Annotated in this window: 19 protein-coding genes; 10 read left to right on the top strand and 9 right to left on the bottom strand. The window is 54.6% G+C overall.

Features of this window, described 5'->3' with window-relative positions:
* Positions 1-37 precede the first annotated feature (37 nt).
* The gene (gene pqqA, locus INT32_RS10025) at positions 38-112 is read right to left on the bottom strand and encodes a pyrroloquinoline quinone precursor peptide PqqA (protein ID WP_014751277.1); all 75 of its coding nucleotides are present in this window, start codon (positions 110-112) and stop codon (positions 38-40) included.
* Between the two features lie 261 nt (positions 113-373).
* On the opposite strand from pqqA, the gene INT32_RS10020 reads away from it, so the two are divergent.
* The 3 genes from INT32_RS10020 (at position 374) to INT32_RS10010 (ending at position 3534) form a co-directional block, all read left to right on the top strand.
* Complete coding sequence (locus tag INT32_RS10020) at positions 374-1411, top strand: alpha/beta fold hydrolase (protein WP_193088591.1); 1038 nt, start codon at positions 374-376, stop codon at positions 1409-1411.
* Positions 1412-1836: 425 nt separating this feature from the next.
* A complete protein-coding gene (gene gfa, locus INT32_RS10015) occupies positions 1837-2406 on the top strand; it encodes an S-(hydroxymethyl)glutathione synthase (RefSeq protein WP_193088590.1) in 570 nt (189 codons plus the stop codon).
* 15 nt (positions 2407-2421) lie between these two features.
* On the top strand, positions 2422-3534 hold the full coding sequence (locus tag INT32_RS10010) for an S-(hydroxymethyl)glutathione dehydrogenase/class III alcohol dehydrogenase (protein WP_193088589.1): 1113 nt from the start codon (positions 2422-2424) through the stop codon (positions 3532-3534).
* A gap of 366 nt (positions 3535-3900) precedes the next feature.
* Here INT32_RS10010 and fba read toward each other — a convergent pair whose 3' ends face one another.
* The 8 genes from fba to INT32_RS09970 all read right to left on the bottom strand — a co-directional run bounded on the left by fba (position 3901) and on the right by INT32_RS09970 (position 12927).
* Entirely contained in the window at positions 3901-4956 is a 1056-nt protein-coding gene (gene fba / locus INT32_RS10005) for a class II fructose-bisphosphate aldolase (protein WP_193088588.1), read from the bottom strand.
* Positions 4957-5018: 62 nt separating this feature from the next.
* Positions 5019-7043 carry a transketolase gene (gene tkt, locus INT32_RS10000; RefSeq protein WP_193088696.1) on the bottom strand — a complete coding sequence of 675 codons (2025 nt, stop codon included), beginning with the start codon at positions 7041-7043 and terminating at the stop codon, positions 5019-5021.
* Between the two features lie 10 nt (positions 7044-7053).
* Positions 7054-7935, bottom strand: coding sequence for a phosphoribulokinase (locus INT32_RS09995; protein WP_193088587.1), 882 nt, complete (start codon positions 7933-7935; stop codon positions 7054-7056).
* Positions 7936-8038: 103 nt separating this feature from the next.
* Positions 8039-9121, bottom strand: a complete 1083-nt coding sequence (locus INT32_RS09990; protein ID WP_193088586.1) for a class 1 fructose-bisphosphatase — start codon at positions 9119-9121, stop codon at positions 8039-8041.
* Between the two features lie 55 nt (positions 9122-9176).
* Complete coding sequence (locus tag INT32_RS09985; RefSeq protein WP_193088585.1) at positions 9177-9941, bottom strand: HAD-IA family hydrolase; 765 nt, start codon at positions 9939-9941, stop codon at positions 9177-9179.
* A 1-nt stretch (position 9942) separates the two neighbouring features.
* The gene (cbbX, locus tag INT32_RS09980; protein WP_193088584.1) at positions 9943-10911 is read right to left on the bottom strand and encodes a CbbX protein; all 969 of its coding nucleotides are present in this window, start codon (positions 10909-10911) and stop codon (positions 9943-9945) included.
* 66 nt (positions 10912-10977) lie between these two features.
* Positions 10978-11397 carry a ribulose bisphosphate carboxylase small subunit gene (locus INT32_RS09975; protein ID WP_193088583.1) on the bottom strand — a complete coding sequence of 140 codons (420 nt, stop codon included), beginning with the start codon at positions 11395-11397 and terminating at the stop codon, positions 10978-10980.
* Positions 11398-11463: 66 nt separating this feature from the next.
* A complete protein-coding gene (locus tag INT32_RS09970) occupies positions 11464-12927 on the bottom strand; it encodes a form I ribulose bisphosphate carboxylase large subunit (RefSeq protein WP_193088582.1) in 1464 nt (487 codons plus the stop codon).
* A 139-nt stretch (positions 12928-13066) separates the two neighbouring features.
* Here INT32_RS09970 and INT32_RS09965 point away from each other — a divergent pair, with 139 nt between their 5' ends.
* From INT32_RS09965 to INT32_RS09935, 7 genes are all read left to right on the top strand, one after another.
* Positions 13067-13978 carry a LysR family transcriptional regulator gene (locus INT32_RS09965; protein WP_193088581.1) on the top strand — a complete coding sequence of 304 codons (912 nt, stop codon included), beginning with the start codon at positions 13067-13069 and terminating at the stop codon, positions 13976-13978.
* A gap of 319 nt (positions 13979-14297) precedes the next feature.
* The gene (locus INT32_RS09960; protein WP_128394669.1) at positions 14298-16211 is read left to right on the top strand and encodes a methanol/ethanol family PQQ-dependent dehydrogenase; all 1914 of its coding nucleotides are present in this window, start codon (positions 14298-14300) and stop codon (positions 16209-16211) included.
* A 36-nt stretch (positions 16212-16247) separates the two neighbouring features.
* Positions 16248-17195: a methanol oxidation system protein MoxJ gene (moxJ, locus tag INT32_RS09955; protein ID WP_226816855.1), complete on the top strand. Its 948-nt coding sequence runs from the start codon at positions 16248-16250 to the stop codon at positions 17193-17195.
* A gap of 58 nt (positions 17196-17253) precedes the next feature.
* Positions 17254-17775: a cytochrome c(L), periplasmic gene (moxG, locus tag INT32_RS09950; RefSeq protein ID WP_128394668.1), complete on the top strand. Its 522-nt coding sequence runs from the start codon at positions 17254-17256 to the stop codon at positions 17773-17775.
* Positions 17776-17885: 110 nt separating this feature from the next.
* Positions 17886-18191 (top strand): methanol dehydrogenase [cytochrome c] subunit, encoded by a 306-nt coding sequence (locus INT32_RS09945; RefSeq protein ID WP_128394667.1) that lies wholly within the window; start codon positions 17886-17888, stop codon positions 18189-18191.
* Positions 18192-18322: 131 nt separating this feature from the next.
* Positions 18323-19357 (top strand): MoxR family ATPase, encoded by a 1035-nt coding sequence (locus tag INT32_RS09940; protein ID WP_193088580.1) that lies wholly within the window; start codon positions 18323-18325, stop codon positions 19355-19357.
* A complete protein-coding gene (locus tag INT32_RS09935) occupies positions 19354-20223 on the top strand; it encodes a DUF58 domain-containing protein (RefSeq protein WP_193088579.1) in 870 nt (289 codons plus the stop codon). The genes INT32_RS09940 and INT32_RS09935 overlap by 4 nt, the downstream gene beginning before the upstream one ends.

Below are 20223 nucleotides of genomic sequence, written 5' to 3'. Positions count from 1 at the left end.
CTCGCCAGCGCCGCATGGTATGAGCGTAAGATGCAGATTAACGGTTGGCAATGTACATCGTGATTTCAAAGCCAAAACGCAGATCGCAAAACTCAGGTGTTGTCCATTTCATAATTATATCTCCTGTTCAGATGGAAAATGTCGAAGTGGCAGGCAGAAGGTGTATGAGCCAACTACCAGCGTGATACTGATAATTCAATATGGCTACTGCCCCGCATGACTGTAAAACGATGCGCAGTCAAATTAATGGTAGCATGACTCGCATATTTGTCAAGGCGCTTTAACCTGCAAAAAATCTCCGGTTTATGCCTTGGTTATTGTATCAGTTGTAATAGTGCGATCCTGTTTTCATCTTCTGCCCGGAACTTGTTTTATGAGCATGCCATTGTCCCAAGGTTATCTGCAGACCCCCGATGGTCACCAGCTGTACTACGCCGAATTCGGCAATGTCCGGGCGCCTGCCGCGGTCGTTCTGCATGGCGGGCCGGGCAGTAGCAGCAATCTTGCCATGCTGGACTGGTTCGACCTCAGGCGCTGGCGAGTGGTCCTGTTTGACCAGCGCGGCAGCGGTAAAAGCCTGCCCACCGGAAGTCTGGAACATAATACAACGGCGCACCTGGTGGACGATATTGAACGCCTGAGACAACATCTGGCCATTTCAGCGTGGACCGTCGTGGGCGGATCGTGGGGGGCATACCTGGCCCTGGCTTACGTCGCCAGGTACGCCGCAAGTATTCACCATCTCGTGCTGCGCGGCACGTTTCTGCCGTCCCGGCTGCAACTGGACTGGTTCTTCCAGCAACTGCAGGCATTGGTTCCGCAAGCTTGGGACAGCCTGACCGAGACCATGAGTGACAGTGAAAAAGAATCGGTTCTGCTGACGCTGGCCGACAGGCTACTTGGCAGCGATCGCGAGAAAATGTCGGATGCAGCCGAACGCTGGAGCAACTACGAGAACAATATCATGGGCAGCATGATGCAGGGCAAGCCAGCGCAGCAAGCGTCCAGCGGGCAGCCAGCCCAAAAAAAACATACCCAGGCCCAGGGCTCGGCAGCGCAGGCGGCTGCCAGTGCGCAGCCTCAGGGTGAAGATGGCGAACGCGACCAAGGCCAGGCCAGGGCTGCGGCGCGCAATATTCATAAATATCGCATCCAGGCACACTATTTGCGCCACACGGGGTTTATCGATCTGCCTGCGCTGCTCGCGCAGTTGCGCCAGGTGCCGGTGAAGACCACTTTGCTGCATGGCACGCACGACTGGATATGTCCTGCGGCCAACGTTCATATGCTGCAGCGCTTCCTGCCCGGCGCCGATCTGTGCTGGGTCCCGGGCGGCACGCATACGCCTTCGGATCCGCTCATTCTTGCGGCGCTGACCGATACCATGACCCGGCTATCGGCAGCGTCCTGACACAACAGGGGCCTGAGCATCTGGACAGATTTACCCGCTGATTCGCCCCTCTGATTCGCCTTTGATTTGCGGCTGTCTTGCACGCATGCGTGTCGTTCGTGACAGACCGGGCGTTGCATCGCCTGCACGCCGCCGCATCTGTATCGACCCGCGTGCATCTTCGGCAGACCATGGAACAGCCTGTATCGTATTCTGAACAACTGCTGATTCGCGCTTTGAAGTGACCGGCGCAGCGCCGTTGTGAAAGCGGAATGGTTCTGCTTCTGTTCACTCTGTTTTCTCGCCTGCAGGCGCCATCGTTTCCGATGATTGGCATGGAAGTTGCTTTAGGAGTGGTTATTGCCTGCCCATGTGCAAGGTGCCATGTTTGGCGGGGAAGGTGCCCGATCAAGTCAGAACCATTCATAACCAATCCGGAGACACATATGAGTTACAATATCCATCCAGCCGTTAACAATGGCGTTCAGGCGAGTACAGACAATAACTTTACCGGTGGCAAACTGGTGTGCAACTGCGAGACAGACAGGGTAGAAGTAACCGTGAACTCGCAATCAGCACATAATCACCTTTGTGGTTGCTCTAAATGCTGGCGGCCTGCAGGCGCCCTGTTTTCGCAGGTTGCCGTGGTGCCCAAAGAGTCGGTGCAAGTGACAGCCCATGCCGACAAGCTCAAGGTGGTCGACGAGTCGGCAGCCATTCAGCGTCATGCATGCAGCGGTTGTGGCGTTCACATGTATGGCCGCATTGAAAATGCGCAGCATCCATTCTATGGGCTCGATTTCATTCATACAGAGCGCTCTCCGCAGACCGGCTGGTCTGCACCCACCTTTGCCGCTTTTGTCTCGTCCATTATTGAAACAGGCACCGATCCTGCAGAAATGAATGGCATTCGTGCAAGATTGAACGAACTGGGATTGCCGCCCTATGATGCGCTGTCGCCGGCGTTGATGGACGTTATCGCAACACACGTTGCAAAATCAAAACATGCATCTTAAGCAGGAGTTGAAGTAATGGAAACAAAAGCCGCTGTTGCCACCAAAGCCGGGGCGCCGCTGACGATCGAGACTGTCCAGCTGGACGGCCCGCGTGCATTCGAAGTGCTGGTGGAAATCAAGGCATCGGGCGTGTGTCATACAGACATGTTCACGCTGTCCGGTGACGACCCGGAAGGCATTTTTCCGGCTATTCTGGGCCACGAAGGCGCCGGTGTGGTGGTTGAAGTGGGTTCCGGCGTGACTACGCTCAAGCCCGGCGATCACGTTATTCCGCTTTATACGCCTGAGTGCCGCAATTGCGTATTCTGCCTGTCGCGCAAGACCAATTTGTGCGGCGCTATTCGTGAAACCCAGGGCAAGGGCCTGATGCCCGATGGTACCAGCCGTTTCAAATTGAACGGCAAAGATGTGTTTCACTACATGGGTACGTCCACCTTTTCAAATTACACGGTGGTGCCGGAAATTGCACTTGCAAAAATCCGGGAAGATGCGCCCTTTGAAAAGGTCTGCTATATCGGCTGCGGCGTAACAACCGGTGTCGGTGCGGTCATCTATACGGCAAAGGTCCAGCCCGGAGACAAGGTGATTGTGTTTGGTCTGGGCGGCATTGGCCTGAATGTCGTGCAGGGTGCACGCATGGCCGGTGCCGATATGATTATTGGCGTGGACATCAATCCGGCACGTGAAGAACTGGCCCGAAAATTTGGCATGACGCATTTTGTCAATCCGAAAGAAGTCGAAGGCGATATCGTTCCATACCTGGTGAGTCTGACCAAGGGCGGCGCCGATCATACCTTTGAATGTATCGGCAATGTGAATCTGATGCGTCAGGCGCTGGAGTCCTGCCATAAGGGCTGGGGCAAGAGCACGATTATTGGTGTGGCCGGCGCGGGCCAGGAAATCTCGACAAGGCCGTTTCAACTGGTCACCGGTCGCGTCTGGCAGGGCTCGGCCTTCGGCGGCGCACGCGGTCGTACCGATGTACCAAAAATTGTTGACTGGTACATGGAAGGCAAGATCAATATCGATGACCTGATCACACATGTCATGCCGATCGAGAAGATCAACGAGGCATTCGATCTGATGCATGAGGGTACGTCGATCCGTTCCGTGGTTACTTTCGACTGATGCTGCACCAGGCACGCTACACATAGCGGCGTGCCTTGTGCTCATAAAAGCGGTATACCTGCTGTGTCGGTATGGCACAACAGCCAAAAGAAGGGGCTCTTAATATTGAGCCCCTTCGTCATTGCCGTCAACGGTAAACCGTGGCAAGCAAGCCTTGTATCTGTTAGCAATCAAAAACATGACAATGCGGCATTTATCTACGCTGCTTAGAAATAGAAATACAGCTATCAACGATAAATACAGCTATCAACAGGAAAACGGGGCTGTCCTGGATCCAGGGCAGTCTGGGGTCATACGGGCCGACACCGGAACAGCAATCCTGTTCGAACCAGGGCATTATCCGGCGCCGCCGCACACAGGCAGGCGTCAGGCGGCAGCGGCCTGCTGCGCATAGATGCCGGCCATCTTTTCCAGCGCTACCGGTTTGATGACAGAAGCCCGACCTGCGCAGCCAAACGCTTCGAAGCGCTCTTGGCAAATCTGTCGTGCGGCCGCGGTGGCTTCCTTGAAGAATTTGCGTGGATCAAATTCCGCCGTGTCCTGCATCATGCTGCGACGCATTGCACCTGTCATCGCCAGCCGGATATCGGTATCGATATTGACTTTGCGCACGCCATTTTTGATGCCTTCACAGATTTCCTCTACCGGCACGCCGTAAGTTTCACGGATGTCGCCACCATGCTTGCGGATGATGTCCAGCCATTCCTGGGGAACGGAAGAGGAGCCGTGCATGACCAGGTGCGTATTGGGAATGCGTGCGTGAATGGCGCGGATACGGTCAATGGCCAGAATGTCGCCGGTGGGCTTGCGGGTAAATTTATAGGCGCCGTGGCTGGTGCCAATGGCAATGGCCAGCGCATCCACGCCGGTACGAGCAACAAAATCGGCGGCCTGTTCCGGATCGGTAAGCAGTTGTTCGTGCGATAACACCCCTTGGGCGCCGGAGCCATCTTCTTCGCCCGCCTGGCCCGATTCAAGCGAGCCCAGGCAGCCGAGTTCACCTTCGACCGAGACACCGACGCAATGGGCCATATCCGCAACTTGTCGCGTAACAGCCACATTGTATTCATAGGTAGATGGCGTTTTCATGTCGGCCATAAGGGAACCGTCCATCATCACGCTTGAAAAACCGGAACGGATTGACGCCTGGCACACGGCCGGGCTGGCACCATGGTCCTGGTGCATACACACTGGAATATCGGGATAGGACTCAATAGCCGCCTCGACCAGTCGGCGCAGGAAGGCTTCGCCGGCATATTTTCGTGCGCCGGCAGAGGCCTGCAGAATGACCGGGCTGTCGGTGCCTGATGCGGCCTGCATGATCGCCTGGATCTGTTCCAGATTGTTGACATTGAAGGCGGGAATGCCGTAACCATGCTCGGCAGCATGATCCAGTAGTTGACGTAAAGAAACGAGGGCCATGTTGATCTCCTTGGGTAGAGCAGGGGGCGTTAAGTAACAGGAACCCCTGCGAACGAATCGTGTTATGAAACCTGATCAAGTAATGTGTAAATCGCTTTGCAAACTGCCTGGGGGGTCAGACCAAAATAGTCATATAGCTGGCCCGCCGGTGCGGATTCCCCAAAGGTGTCGATGCCAATGGCGGTGCCGTTATTGACCACACTGCGCCAAAACCAGCTGGAACCGGCTTCAATACTGACGCGTGGCATATCCGGAGGAAGGATCTGATCGCGCCAGGCTTGCGACTGGGCAATGAACAGCTCCACGCATGGCATGGAAACGACGCGCACTTCAATACCGTCGTCACGCAAGAGCGCTGCTGCTTTGATCGCGATGTCCACCTCTGACCCGGTGGCAATGAGGACCGCTTGCGCATGGTCGGCGTTCTGCAGAATATAGCCGCCGCGCGCGATCTGCTCGCGTTGCGTCTTCTCGCGGGTAAACGGCGTCAGGTTCTGGCGTGACAGCATCAGGCAAGTCGGACCATCTTGCCGCTCCAGTGCTTGCTGCCACGCGATTGCCGTTTCCTCCCCGTCGCAGGGGCGCCATACGCGGTTGTTGGGAATGATGCGCAGCGCGCTCAGGTGTTCCACCGGTTGATGGGTGGGACCGTCTTCGCCCAGCCCGATGGAGTCGTGGGTAAATACATGAATCACGCGCTGCTTCATGAGTGCGGCCATGCGAATCGCATTGCGCGAATAATCCGAGAATGTCAGGAAGGTGCCACCATAGGGAATGAATCCACCATGCAGGGCAAGTCCGTTCATGACCGCGGCCATGCCGAATTCGCGTACGCCATAGCTTAAATAATTACCCTGACCGTGATGATTGACCCATACCGACGATTTAACATTGGTCAGATTCGAGCCGCTGAGGTCCGCCGAACCACCGAACAGGCCCGGCAGCTCAGGCGTGATGGCTTCGAGCACGATCTGTGACGCCTTGCGGGTGGCAATTTTGCCATGCAGCGCCTCGCTGGCGTCCAGCAGGTCTTCCAGCGCCAGCAGTGCTTCATCGGGAATGTCGCCAGCCAGTCGCCGGGCCAGTTCCCTGGCGTCCTCCGGATACCGCGCCTGCCACCGGTCAAACTGCTGTTGCCAGAGCGACTGCCGGGCTGCGCCTTGCTCGATGGCGTTCCAGTCATCCAAAACATCCTGTGGCAGTTCGAATTCTGCATAAGGCCAGTTTCGTGCCGCCCGCATCGCCGCGATTTCATCGGTGCCCAGCGGAGCGCCATGTACCGCATGGCTGCCTGCCTTGGTTGGCGCACCATGGCCGATATGCGTGCGGCAGCAGATCAGGGTTGGGCGCGCTTGCGCGGCAGGTTGCGATTTGGCCTGAAAGATGGCTGCGTCAATCGCTGCTGCGTCATGTCCGTCGACATTGGCAATGACATTCCAGTTGTATGCCGCAAAACGGGCGGCAGTATCGTCGCCGAACCAGCCCGCCACATCGCCATCAATGGAAATTCCGTTGTCATCGTAGAAGCAGATCAGCTTGCCCAGCCCAAGCGTGCCGGCCAGGGAGCATGCTTCGTGGCTGATGCCTTCCATCAGGCAGCCGTCGCCGACAAAGACGTAGGTGTAATGGTCCACAATCATATGGCCGGGGTGATTGTAGCGACGGGCCAGCAGTTTTTCGGCAAGCGCCATGCCCACGGCGTTAGCCAGGCCCTGGCCCAGCGGGCCGGTGGTCGTCTCTACACCGGGCGTCAGACCTACTTCAGGGTGGCCAGGGGTGCGCGAATGCAACTGACGGAACTGTCGAATTTCGTTGAGCGGCAAATCGTATCCAGTCAGGTGCAGCAAGGCGTACAGCAGCATGGACCCATGACCGTTGGATAGCACGAACCGGTCGCGATTAAACCAACCAGGATCAGCAGGATTATGGGACAAATGGCGTCGCCACAGCACCTGGGCGATGTCGGCCATGCCCATGGGCGCGCCCGGATGCCCTGATTGCGCCTGCTCGACGGCATCGGCGGCCAGAAAACGCAGTGCATCCGCATGGCGGGTTTCTTCAATGGTTATTTTTTCGGCAAGATTCATCATGGTCTCCTCAGGCCTGCGCGGCGCGTTTCTTGCGCTCCATCATGCGCCAGATAAAAGGGGTAAAGATCAGTTGCATGGCCAGCTCCATCTTGCCGCCAGGTACGACAATGGTGTTGGCCCGCGACATGAACGAGTCGTGGACCATATTGAGCAGATACTGGAAATCGATACCCTTGGGATTGGCAAAGCGAATGACCACGAAGCTCTCGTCTGGCGCCGGTATGTCTCTTGCAATAAATGGATTGGACGTATCGACGCAAGGCACGCGCTGGAAGTTGACATGGGTCAACGAGAACTGCGGGCAAATATGATTCACATAGTCGGGCATGCGGCGCAAGATTGTGTCAGTGACCGCTTCGGCCGAATAGCCTCTGGTAGATTTGTCGCGCCACAATTTCTGGATCCATTCGAGATTGATCACCGGCACCACGCCCACCAGCAAATCGGGATACTGCGCAATATTGATCTTGTCGTGCACGACCGCGCCGTGCAGACCCTCATAAAACAGCAGGTCGGTATCGGGCGGAATATCTTCCCATTCGGTGAACGTGCCGGGCTCCTGTTTGTAGGGTGCGGCTTCGCGCGCGTCATGCAGGTACTTGCGCCGTTTGCCTGAGCCGCTTTCGCTGTATGTGCGAAACAGTGTTTCGAGTTCGGCAAACAAATTGGTATCCGGTCCGAAATGGCTGAAATTTGCATTGCCGTTTTTTTCGGCGGCAGCCTGCCGTTCTTTCATTTGCGCACGGTTGTAGCGATGAAAGCTGTCGCCTTCAATGGAAGCGGCAGTCACCCCTTCGCGACGGAAAATATTTTCGAAGGTTCGGGTCACCGATGTGGTTCCTGCCCCTGAAGAACCGGTAATTGAAATAATCGGGTGGCGTTCTGACATGATTCTGGCCCTTTGATAAATGAAAGATAGCGTTATAGCCGGCATGGCGCAAAGGCGTTCGGCTGCGGCAATGCCGGCCGCTGGCGCCTGTGCGCATGGCGGTTCATAGCATGTTCGACGATTCGGTGAACAGGCTGCGTTCGTGGAAAAGTGGATTGGGCGAGTCGACCCTTCGCGGATGCTTGTGATACTGTTCGATCCGCTCGACTTCGTTTTTTGAGCCGAAGATAAAACCAATTCTCTGGTGAATGTCGGTGGGAACAACCTGCATGACCGGTTCATGTCCGGTACTGGCGCGCCCGCCCGCCTGCTCCATAATAAAGCCGATCGGGTTGGCTTCATATAACAGGCGCAGTCTGCCGTTGCGGGCCGGCAATTTATTGTCCCGTGGATACAGAAAGACGCCGCCGCGCATCAGGATCCGGTGCGCTTCGGCAACCAGCGACGCGATCCAGCGCATGTTGAAATCCTTGCCACGTTCGCCTGTTTTACCGGCAATGCACTCATCAACATAGCGGCGCACCGGTTCATCCCAGAAGCGACTGTTGGAGGTGTTGATGGCAAACTCATTGGTGTCCTCGGGGATCTTCAGGTTGGGGTGAGTCAGCATGAATTCGCCAACCAGCGGACAAAGCGTGAAAGCATGTACACCGTTGCCTACCGACAGCACAAGCATCGTCGACGGGCCGTAGATGGCATAACCGGCAGCTACCTGTTTGACGCCGGGTTGCAGATAGTCCTTGACCGTGGTCGTACGCCGTGAGTCCGGGGCACGCAGCACCGAGAAGATGCTGCCGACAGCGACATTCACGTCAATATTGGATGAACCGTCAAGCGGATCGAACAGCAGCAGATACCGTCCGCGGCTATACGGCTTGGGAATACTGTACGGTTCATCCAGTTCTTCGGACACCATGCCGGCCAGTTGTCCTCCCCACTGATTTCCTTCGATGAACAGATCATTGCTCAGAATATCCAGCTTTTTCTGGTCTTCGCCCTGGACATTGGTAGAGTCGGCGCTGCCGTTGACGCCCGCCAGGGCGCCGCAGGCGATGGCATGTGAAATTCTGCGACAGACCAGCGCGATATTGAGTATCACGCTATTGAAGTCTCCGCCGGCCTCGGGAAAGCGTCGCCGCTCGTCGATCAGAAACTGGGTCAGGGTAGGTCGTTGCGGTGTTTGCATGAATGTCTCCTCAATTTGAATCATTTCCAGGCACGCTTTGGCCTTGATCCTCTCTTTAGCCGGCCTTGAGCAGGGGATCTGCATGTAGGCATTTGAGCGTGAACAGATCCACCATGGTCTGGTGGATACCGTTGCCAGGCGGAACCGGCAGATCAGGATCGCCCAGATGCGGCAGCACCAGCATGGCGCCGGTGAAATCCTGGCCAGCGGTGTAATGGGTGGGCGTGATGATGGTTGAAATACCGGCTCGGGCTGCCGCAAGCAATCCGTTTTCCGAATCTTCCAAAGCGATACAGTTTGATGCTTCCACGTCCAGTTCGGCCAGTGCCTGCAGATATACGTCGGGTTCAGGTTTTTTCTTGCCAGGCGTGCTCGCATCGCAAATCGTAGCGAAAAACTTCCTCCAGTCCGAACCCAGGCAGTGATGCAGCAGGGCCTGTACGTTGGCTGAGGTGGTGGTGGTGGCAATGGCTAGCGGTATGCCCGCGCAATAGGCGTCGATAATCAGCCGGTGAATGCCTGGACGCAAGGTGACCTGGCCATTGTCAACCAGACGCGCATATTCCTCGGTCTTGATTGCATGGACTTCCCGTATCTTTCTGGCGGCTTGCAGCGTGCTTGCGCCTTCAGGATCAACGGAAAGCCAGTAGTGCGCCATGCGCTCCTTGCCGCCGCTGATAGTCAGCAATTGTGTGTACAGGTCTTCGTCCCAGTACCAATCGAGTCCGGCCAGGATAAAAGCGGTATTGAATGCGCGCAGATGTACGGTTTCAGTATCGGCCAGTGTGCCATCCACATCAAAGATCAGTGCCTTGAGCATGTTATGTCTCCCTGCTGTCTTCGGGCTGGTCATGCCGGATGCTGGCGCCCGGGCCGGCAGGCGGCGCATCAGAAAAGACGCGGCTGGCACGAATGTCCTGAGCGCCAATCGTTTGCAGGGCGACGTCGCTGACGTTGTCGGGATCGCGCATCAGTCTGGACGCGTGACGCAGGCGGGCGCGTTCCAGCGCATTACGCACGCTGCGGGCATTGGCAAAATATGGCTGCTGCATGCGCTTGACGATGTATTGGGAAAACGCCAGCTGCGCCGGTTCATCAAAACGATATTGCATGCCCTCAAGCATGATGTTTGCGATTTTTTCCAGTTCTTCGGGTGCGTAGTCGGGAAAATCGATATGATGGGCAACGCGCGAGGACATGCCCGGGTTGGAAGAGAAAAAACGATCCATCCTGTCCTTGTAGCCGGCAAAAATGACCACGAGATCGTCACGATTGTTTTCCATGACCTGAAGCAGGATTTCAATGGATTCCTGGCCATAATCACGTTCGTTTTCGGGGCGGTAAAGGTAATAGGCCTCATCAATGAACAGTACGCCGCCCATGGCCTTTTTCAGTACTTCCTTGGTTTTCGGCGCCGTATGCCCGATGTATTGTCCGACCAGATCGTCCCGTGTAACCGCCACAAGATGGCCGCGACGCAGGTAGCCCAGTTGATGCAGAATTTGCGCCATACGCATTGCTACCGTGGTTTTACCCGTACCGGGATTGCCGGTGAAACTCATATGCAAGCTGGGTGCGCCGGTACGCAGTCCGCGCTCGGCGCGCAGCTTGTCAACCAGAAGCAACGCAGCAATATCCTGGATGCGTTGCTTGACCGGCGCCAAACCCACCAGTTCGCGATCGAGCTGCTGCAAGGTGGCGGCAATCGCCTGACGATCTTCTGACGCCGTGCTGTTGCGCGCTGCCTGCACTTTTTCCGGTGTCGCAGCGTTCATTGTGGTTTGCGCCATGCTCTTCTCCTTTAGCGTGGGTGTAATGCCGGGGAAATACGGGCCCCGGCAGGCCGGATCAAGGCATCAGTAGCGGCTGCCTTCTGCGGCGGCAGCCACTGCGTAGCTCTCAATTGTGTAGCGCATGCGCCGTCCATCGATCTCCTGGCGAACCAGGCGAAAGCCCGGTTCATGGGCGGGACGGTTGACGATGAATGACATGACCACGGACTCCACGGTATGAGTGGAATCGAACGCCGTGGCCCGGATATAGTGATTCGGGAAGGTATTGCGAGCCTGCTCGATCTCCTGCAATATGCCGGCGGCATCGCGCAGGTCGAACATGGGATTGCCAAACATCTCCCAGAAGGTGTTGCGTGGATGCGGATCATCGGTATATTCGATGCCGACCGCCCAGCCGTTATCCAGGCAATATTGCAACTGTTTGGTGATCTGTTCGTTGGTCAGATCCGGAAGAAACGAGAAGGTGCCTTGTGTAATTCGCATGATGTTCTCTCTTGTCGTGAAGTGCTGTAGTCTTGGCCTGCGTGTTTGCCTATTGCATCTGTTATTTCAGGCAACAGACGGCACGGGGGTGTAGTCGGACGTGTCAGTGGACTGATAGTTGAAGGTCACTTCACCCCAGGTATCCAGGGCGGCACGCAATGGGCCGCAGTGCTTTGCAGCATCCTTGAGAATTTGCGGACCTTCTTCTGCAATATTGCGCCCCTCGTTGCGTGCCAGCACCATCGATTCTAGTGCGACACGATTGGCCACTGCGCCGGCCTGAATCCCATCGGGGTGGCCAATGGTGCCGCCGCCAAACTGCAGGATTGCGTCATCACCGAACAGATCCAGAAGTTGGTGCATTTGCCCGGCGTGAATGCCGCCGGAGGCCACCGGCAATACCTTGCGCAACGCCACCCAGTCCTGATCGAAGAAAATGCCGCGCGGCAGATCGGTTTGCGTATAGGCATCGCGACAGACGTTGTAGTAGCCCTGCACGGTCATCGGGTCGCCTTCCAGTTTGCCGACCGCTGTTCCTGCATGAAGGTGATCCACGCCGGCCAGGCGCAGCCACTTGGCAATGACCCGGAAAGATACGCCGTGGTTTTTCTGTCTGGTATAGGTGCCGTGGCCGGCGCGATGCATATGCAAAATCATGTCGTTCTGACGACACCAGTGTGAGATGGACTGGATTGCGGTCCAGCCGACCACCAGATCGACCATCACAATGACCGAACCCAGCTCTTTGGCGAACTCGGCACGGCGGTACATCTCTTCCATGGTGCCGGCGGTAATGTTCAGGTAACTGCCCTTGACTTCGCCGGTCGCGGCCGATGCCTTGTTGACTGCATCCATCACAAACAGAAAGCGGTCGCGCCAATGCATAAAGGGTTGCGAGTTGATGTTTTCATCATCCTTCATGAAATCCAGACCACCCTTGAGCCCTTCGTATACCACGCGACCATAGTTGCGTCCGGACAGGCCCAGCTTGGGTTTGGTGGTGGCGCCCAGCAACGGGCGGCCGAATTTATCCAGGCGTTCGCGCTCCACAATAATGCCTGTTGGCGGGCCGGCGAAGGTTTTCACATAGGCGGCGGGAAAGCGCATATCTTCCAGTCGGGCCGCCTTCAGCGGCTTGAAGCTGAACACGTTGCCGATGATGGACGCCGTCACGTTTGTAATAGAGCCTTCTTCAAACAGAGAAAGGTCGTAGGCGATATAGCAGAAATATTGCTCCTCGTTGTTGGGCACCGGATCGACCCTGTATGCTTTGGCACGGTACTTGTCGCAAGCAGTCAGCCTGTCGGTCCAGACCACGGTCCAGGTTGCTGTTGATGATTCTCCGGCAACGGCGGCAGCCGCTTCTATGGGGTCAACGCCGTCCTGCGGTGTGATGCGAAACACCGCGAGTATATCCGTGTCCGTAGGTTCGTAGTCGCCATCCCAATACCCCATTTGTGCATATTTGAGTACACCGGCTGCATAACGTTTTTTCTGATCCCTGATCTGGACGTTGCTGATATCGTTCATTGTCTATCTCCTGAGTGCCTTGCATGATCAAGCCGGCAGGATGCTGCGTCTGACCGGTTGAACAAACTATACAAATGGTCATGCTTGAGGTCTAATAATAAATATCGAAGAAAACATAAGCACAGGCTTATACATCACTATGCGACGTTACACACTGAGACAGCTGGATACCTTTCTGGAAGTGGCCCGTGCCGAGTCTGTATCCAAGGCTGCAGAGAAGCTGCATGTGACGCAACCGGCAGTCTCGACGCAGCTGCGACAACTGGAAGACGCCTTGGGCATCGCGCTGGTGGAAGCCAATGGCAGGCAGATCCGCCTGACCGCCGCCGGGCGCGAGGTTGAGCAATACGCGATTGCGGCAACGTCGCAGCTCAGTCAGCTTGACGATGTGGTTGAAGGATTGAAAGGGTTGCAGCGCGGGCGCATCAATCTGGGCATCGTGGGCACTGCAAAATATTTTGTCCCCATGCTGTTGGTGCATTTTCGCAAGCGTTTCCCCGGCATCGAAATCGCGCTGCAGATTCAGAATCGTGATCAGATTTTCAATATGCTTGAGCGCAATGAACTGGATCTGGCCATAACCGGCAGGGTGCCCGAAAGGCTCGATTGTCTGTCCGAGGCCTTTGCCACCAATCCCCTCGGTTTTGTAAGCGCGCCGGAGCATCCGCTGTCACGCCGTCGCCAGGCGCCGCTGTCTATTTTCAATGATATCGATTTCGTGGTGAGAGAAGCCGGCTCGGGAACACGGGCGACCATGGAGAGCATTTTTGCCCAGAACAACATCAGCCCGCGTATTGTGATGGAGATGCCCAGCAATGAATCCATCAAGCAGGCGGTGATGGCGGGCATGGGGCTGACCTTTCTGTCATTGCGTACGGTACGGCATGAGCTTGCCGCAGGGCACCTGGCTTTGCTGGATATCCAGGGTACGCCTATTTTGCGGCAGTGGCGCGTTGCGCATCTGCGTACCAAAAAGCTGGCGCCCGCTGCCCTGGGCCTGAAGGCATTTTTGATCAGCGATGGCGCCGCCCTGATCAACGTCTGGGCGTGAGCGCGTAACGGAACACATTGTCACGCATGCGTCACATCAGTTGGCGGTTGTGGGCAAGCTGTTTCAATTTCGGCAGGCTCTGTAACCGCTAAATATCTTCACACCCTGGCTTTATCTGCATTATATGTGTTCGCTAACGAAAACTTTGCGGATATTCGTTGTTGTTCTAAGGGTTTACCTGTAAAAAAAACGGACTGGTATGGATATTGCTTAAGAAGCCGGGCGAGGAGTCTAAACGCACTGTCAGGGGTGTTATCACCTGGAGACACTTTAGTGATAACGAAACTATACTTCGAAGCAAAAAGGACGGAGACAATATATGAAGCGAATACTGCTTTCTATTACGCTCGCAATGGGGGTCGCACTCCCCTTTGCGCATGCCAACGACAAACTTATAGAGCTTTCAAAAAGCGATGAAAACTGGGTATTGCCCGGAAAAACCTATAGTGCGACAAACTATAGTCCGATGAAGCAGATTAACGTTGACAACGTTAAGACGTTGAAGCCTGCCTGGAGTTTTTCGACTGGAGTACTGAACGGCCATGAAGGCACGCCGTTGGTAGTGAATAATGTGATGTACATTCACACGCCATTTCCCAATACGACTTATGCGGTCGATCTCAAAGAGCCCGGCAAAATTTTGTGGAAACACGTGCCAAAGCAAAGTGCCGCAGCGCGCTCTGTCGCATGTTGTGACGTGGTTAACCGCGGTTTGGGTTACTGGCCTGGCGACGGTAAAACGCCGGCGCTGATTTTAAAGACACTGCTTGACGGGCACGTTGTTGCGCTAAATGCAGAAACTGGAGAAGAGTATTGGAAAGTCGAGAACTCTGATTATAAAGTGGGTTCCACGCTGACCATTGCGCCTTATGTGGTCAAGGACATTGTTCTGATCGGTTCGTCTGGCGCAGAGCTGGGTGTGCGTGGTTACGTAACAGCCTACGACGTGAAGACCGGTGAGCAAAAATGGCGCGCTTATGCGACGGGCCCGGATGAGGATATTATCCTTGCCGACAACTTCAACGAAAAAACGCCGCAGTATGGACAGAAAGGTCTGGGTACAGAAACTTGGGAAGGTGATGCCTGGAAGATAGGCGGAGGTACGAACTGGGGTTGGTATGCCTATGATCCAGATACCAACATGGTGTATTTCGGTACCGGTAACCCGGCGCCATGGAATGAAACCATGCGTCCTGGTGACAACAAATGGACAATGGCAATCTGGGGAAGGGATGTTGACACAGGTCAGGCTAAATTTGCCTACCAGAAAACACCCCATGATGAATGGGATTACGCTGGTGTGAACGTCATGATGCTCAGCGAGCAGAAAGACAAAAATGGCAAAATGCGCAAGCTGCTGACCCACCCAGATCGAAACGGCATTATTTACACGCTGGATCGCGAGACAGGTGAACTGGTATCGGCCGATAAGATGGACGATACGGTGAACTGGGTCAAGAAGGTGGATCTGGAGACAGGGATTCCATTGCGTGATCCCGAGTTCGGCACCAGGATGGACCATAAGGGTCGCGATATCTGCCCATCCGCCATGGGTTACCACAACCAGGGGCATGATTCCTATGATCCGAAGAAGGAACGCTTCTACATGGGCATCAACCATATTTGTATGGATTGGGAACCGTTCATGCTGCCTTATCGCGCTGGCCAGTTCTTCGTGGGTGCAACCCTGAGTATGTATCCTGGTCCTAAAGGCGATCGCCAAAATTATACAGGTCTGGGTCAAGTCAAGTCTTACGATGCCATCACCGGCAAGTTTGACTGGGAAGTCATGGAACGCTTTGCAGTGTGGGGCGGTACGATGGCAACGGCAGGCGATCTGGTGTTCTATGGTACGCTTGACGGCTATATGAAAGCGCGTGACAGTCGTGATGGCAAACTGGTCTGGAAATATCGACTGCCTTCTGGCGTGATTGGTCATCCAATGACATATATGCATGACGGTGTTCAGTATGTTGCTATTTTCTACGGCGTAGGCGGCTGGCCTGGTGTGGGTCTGGTGTTTGATCTTGATGATCCGACAGCAGGTCTGGGTTCCGTGGGCGCGTTCAAAAACATCCAGCACTATACCGCGATGGGCGGTGGCGTAATGGTGTTCTCGCTTGACGGCAAGGGTGCATATGACGATCCGAACCATGGCGAATATGCTGCGAATACTTCAGCCAAACCTGCGGCATCGGATAGTAAAGATGCCGGCAAGGCCAAGGCACAGTAAGTAGTAAAGTAGGCAGAACCCGCCATTTCTTTGGAAATGGCGGGGGAAACAAAAAAACGTAGATTAATCGACTATAAGGTCGAGATATTGGAGACAAATATGCTGAAAGTGACGCGTAAGAAGTGGACCGGTTTGTGTATATCGGCTCCGGCTATGCTTGTAGCGGTACTGTTCGCAGGAACCAGTAGTGCGCAGCAGGTGGCCGGAGAAATTCCCGCGTCTCCGGATACGTTGCGCATATGTGCGTCAGCAAATGAAAATCCGTATACCAGCAAGGATGGATCTGGTTTTGAAAACAAGGTAGCCCAGATCATTGCCAAGGCAATGGATCGCAAGGCGGTATTCGTCTATACAGAAAAACCGGCCATATATCTTGTGCGGGATTTTCTGGATAAGAACCAATGCGACGTTGTGATGGGCCTGGACACCGGCGACGAACGTGTACTCACGTCCAAACCATACTACCGTACTGGATATGTTTTTGTCACACGTACGGATAGAAATATTCATATCAAGGATTGGGAAGACGGGCAGCTGGAAAAACTTGTCAGTATTGCCATATCCGTAGGTTCGCCTGCAGAGTTAATTCTCAAGGCTATTGGCAAGTACGAGACCAATATGAACTACATGTATTCGTTGATAAACTTCAAGTCGCCGCGGAATCAATATGTTCGGCTTGATCCATCACGGATGGTCAATGAAGTGATTCAGGGCAAGGCTGACGCGGCCATTGCATATGGCGCCGAAGTAGGGCGTTACGTCAAAGCCTCCAGCGTTCCGCTGACGATGGAATTTGTACCAGAAGATCGTGTGGCTGACGGACAAGGCAAGACAATCGAATTCAATTATTCACAGTCTATGGCTGTGCGAAAAAGTGACGGCGAGATATTGAAGCAGATCGATGCCGCGATTGCAAAGGAGCAATCGCAAATTACTAAGGTGCTGGAAGATGAGGGTATCCCCTTGCTCCCAATAGAATCATAGTTTTTCGGCCGACCGCGTTCAGATACACATCATTAAAATCCTAGGAGATGACCTCAGTATGATGAAGCAAGCATTGATCAAGCGTCTTTTATGTTGTGCAGCAATTGCCACGGTTTGCGTTGCGCCGGTTGTTGCCCAGCAGATGCCATTTATTAATATTGTTACCGGTGAGCCGCTGGACTTGAAATCGGGAAAGGAAGAGGGACGTGATACTCCTGCAGTCAAGCAATTTATGCAGACTGGACAGAATCCTTATAACGAAGATAAGCAGGCCCTGGCCAAAGGCAAGGATATTTACAATACATCCTGTTCTGGTTGCCATGGACACCTTGCAGAGGGGAAAATTGGCCCGGCGTTAAATCATGGTAACTGGCATTACGAGCTAGACGAAGATAAAGCCATGTTTGAAGTGATTTTCGGCGGTGCCACCCGTCAAATGGGTCCACAGAACGAGTTTTTGACACAGGACGAAATACTTCACACGATGGCTTGGGTAAGGCATTTGTATACGGGTAAAGGCGAAGATGCCACTTGGCTGACTGAAGAGCAAAGAAAGAACTTCAAGCCGTACAAAGAATAGTCCGCCAATCGGCGGATGGCAGATCTTGCGTTGAAGACGCGGGAAATTGGAACCTGTAATAATCGGTAGCTGGTGCCGACAGACAGGTGAACACAAAAGAGGAGAAACTGATGAGACAGTCTATAATACGTTCCGCGCTTGTATTGACCGGAGCTGCAATGATGGCTCTAGGCTCGGCAAGTGTTTTTGCATACGATGGTACAAAATGCAAGGCGCCTGGCAATTGCTGGGAGCCGAAACCAGGATATCCGGATCAGGTGAAGGGATCAAAATATGACCCTAAGCATGATCCCAAGGAAGTGGCCAAGCAGCAGGAAAGCATCCAGGGTATGGAGCAGCGAAACAAACTTCGGGTGGAAAACTTCAAGAAAACCGGGAAGTTCGAATACGACGTTAAAAAGATTCCCGCGTCATAACAGTACATGGAACAGACGTGCGTATCCTGGGCCGTCTTCACGGTTCAGGATCGTTCGCGATGAACAACAAGAAATTGAGTTTCACCGTCTCTTAGTATTGACGTGATATGGCCTTTCGGGAGAAGAGTTTCATGGTTCAGGGCACTGCCGATGACAGCATTGATCTGGTTCAATGGCGCCAGCGCGCGCTGTTGTTCGAGCAGGAGGTAGCCAAGGCCGCGATTGGTCAGGTCCGGACCATCCGTTTAATCACGATTGCTATTTTTGCCAGAGGCCATGTGTTGCTGGAAGGGGATGTTGGCGTTGGAAAAACCCTGATGCTGCGGGCCGTTGCGCGTGCTATAGGGGGCGCTTACAGCCGGGTTGAAGGCACCATTGACCTGATGCCCTCAGATCTCATCTATCATACCTACTTAAATGAAGAAGGGCGGCCCAGGGTTGAACCCGGTCCTTTGCTGTCCCATGGCGAGAACATATCCGTCTTTTTCTTCAACGAGATTAATCGGGCCAGACCACAGGTCCACTCGCTTTTACTTCGCCTGATGGCAGAAAAAGCCGTGAACGCCTTCAATAAAGATATTCAGCTTCCCAATGTACAGGTTTTCGCAGATCGCAATCAGATTGAGAAGGAAGAGACCTTTGAGCTGCCGGCGGCGGCGCGTGACCGGTTTTTTATGGAAGTGCCCGTCGAGGCGCCTCAAGATAGACAATTGCGGCGCGAGCTGATTTTCAATCCCCGATATCACGACGTCGATGCGCTTATCGAGGAAGTTTCCGAAGGCGTGCTGGATCATGCCATGCTCAATACGGTTGCGGTGCGGATCCAGCAACACGTACACGCCAGTGATGCACTGCAGGAATATGTGGTGACGTTGTGGGAGGCGATCCGCTATCCGGAACGATCAGATATTGAAATCGCGGGCATAGACAGTGCCAGACTCATCAAGGGTGGGGCCAGCCCCAGGGGGATGGCGGTGCTGGTTCGAGCTGCAAAAGTGAGGGCCTGGCTTGAGGGACGCGATATTGTTTTGCCTGAGGACATACGCGAAGTCTTTTACGAAACTGTCGGACACCGTATTTTTCTGAACCCGATCTATGAGGCAAGACGCGATATTATAGTGCCGGAGCTTTGTCGGCAGATTTTTTCGACAGTGGCGGTTCCATGACTGCGTCAGTCAGCCTGCCATCGGACACGGCGGCGATCGACTATTCGTTGCGATGGCGCGTTCAAAGCGTTTATCCGGGCAGTCATCGAGGGTCGGGCGGTGCGGCTTCGGGGATGTTTCGCGGCTTGATACCATTTGAACGCGCACCGGATATCCGACGGCTGGATTTGCGGCGAAGTATGCGGGACCCGTTTGAACAGTGGTACGTCAGAGAGTACCAGCCGCGTGTTTCGGTCACAGTGTACGCGCTGGTGGATGTTTCTTCATCGATGGCCTGGCGTGATGGGGCATCGAGCAAGTTGGCTATGGCGGCAGAATTTTGCGATATTCTCGCACGTTCGGCGCATCGAAATGGCGATAGTTTTGGCCTCTATGCCTGTGGCAACGATGTTCATGAAGAAAGCAGCCTGCTATCTACGCGCAATCGTGCCGGCGCCAGCGCTATCATCGATCGCTTATCCAGAGTACCGCCGACGGACGATAGTGCGGCGGGCCTGACGAGGGCTGCAGAGTATTTAACGGGGGCACGCAAGCTGGTGTTTCTTATTTCGGATTTTTTGTTTCCTTACAATCAAATCGAAGAGGCACTGGCAACACTGGCGTTTCATGATGTCATCCCGGTTGTCCTGGAAGATAACTCGGTTTCCATGCTGCCCGAGTGGGGGTTCACTGATTTGGCTGATCTGGAATCGGGCCAGCGACGCTTTGTTATTCTTCGACCTTCGCTGAAGCGACGCTGGCTTGATCAGGCAGAAAAACGGCGCGCGCGCCTCAATGGCATCTTCAGACAATATGTAAACCGCCCGTTCGAGATAACCCACGGGCTGGATATTGAGGCGTTGAACACATATCTGCTTGAGCGATAG

Source organism: Advenella sp. FME57 (assembly GCF_014897675.1).
GTDB lineage: Bacteria > Pseudomonadota > Gammaproteobacteria > Burkholderiales > Burkholderiaceae_B > Advenella.
This window is presented reverse-complemented; position numbering and strand designations above follow the sequence as displayed.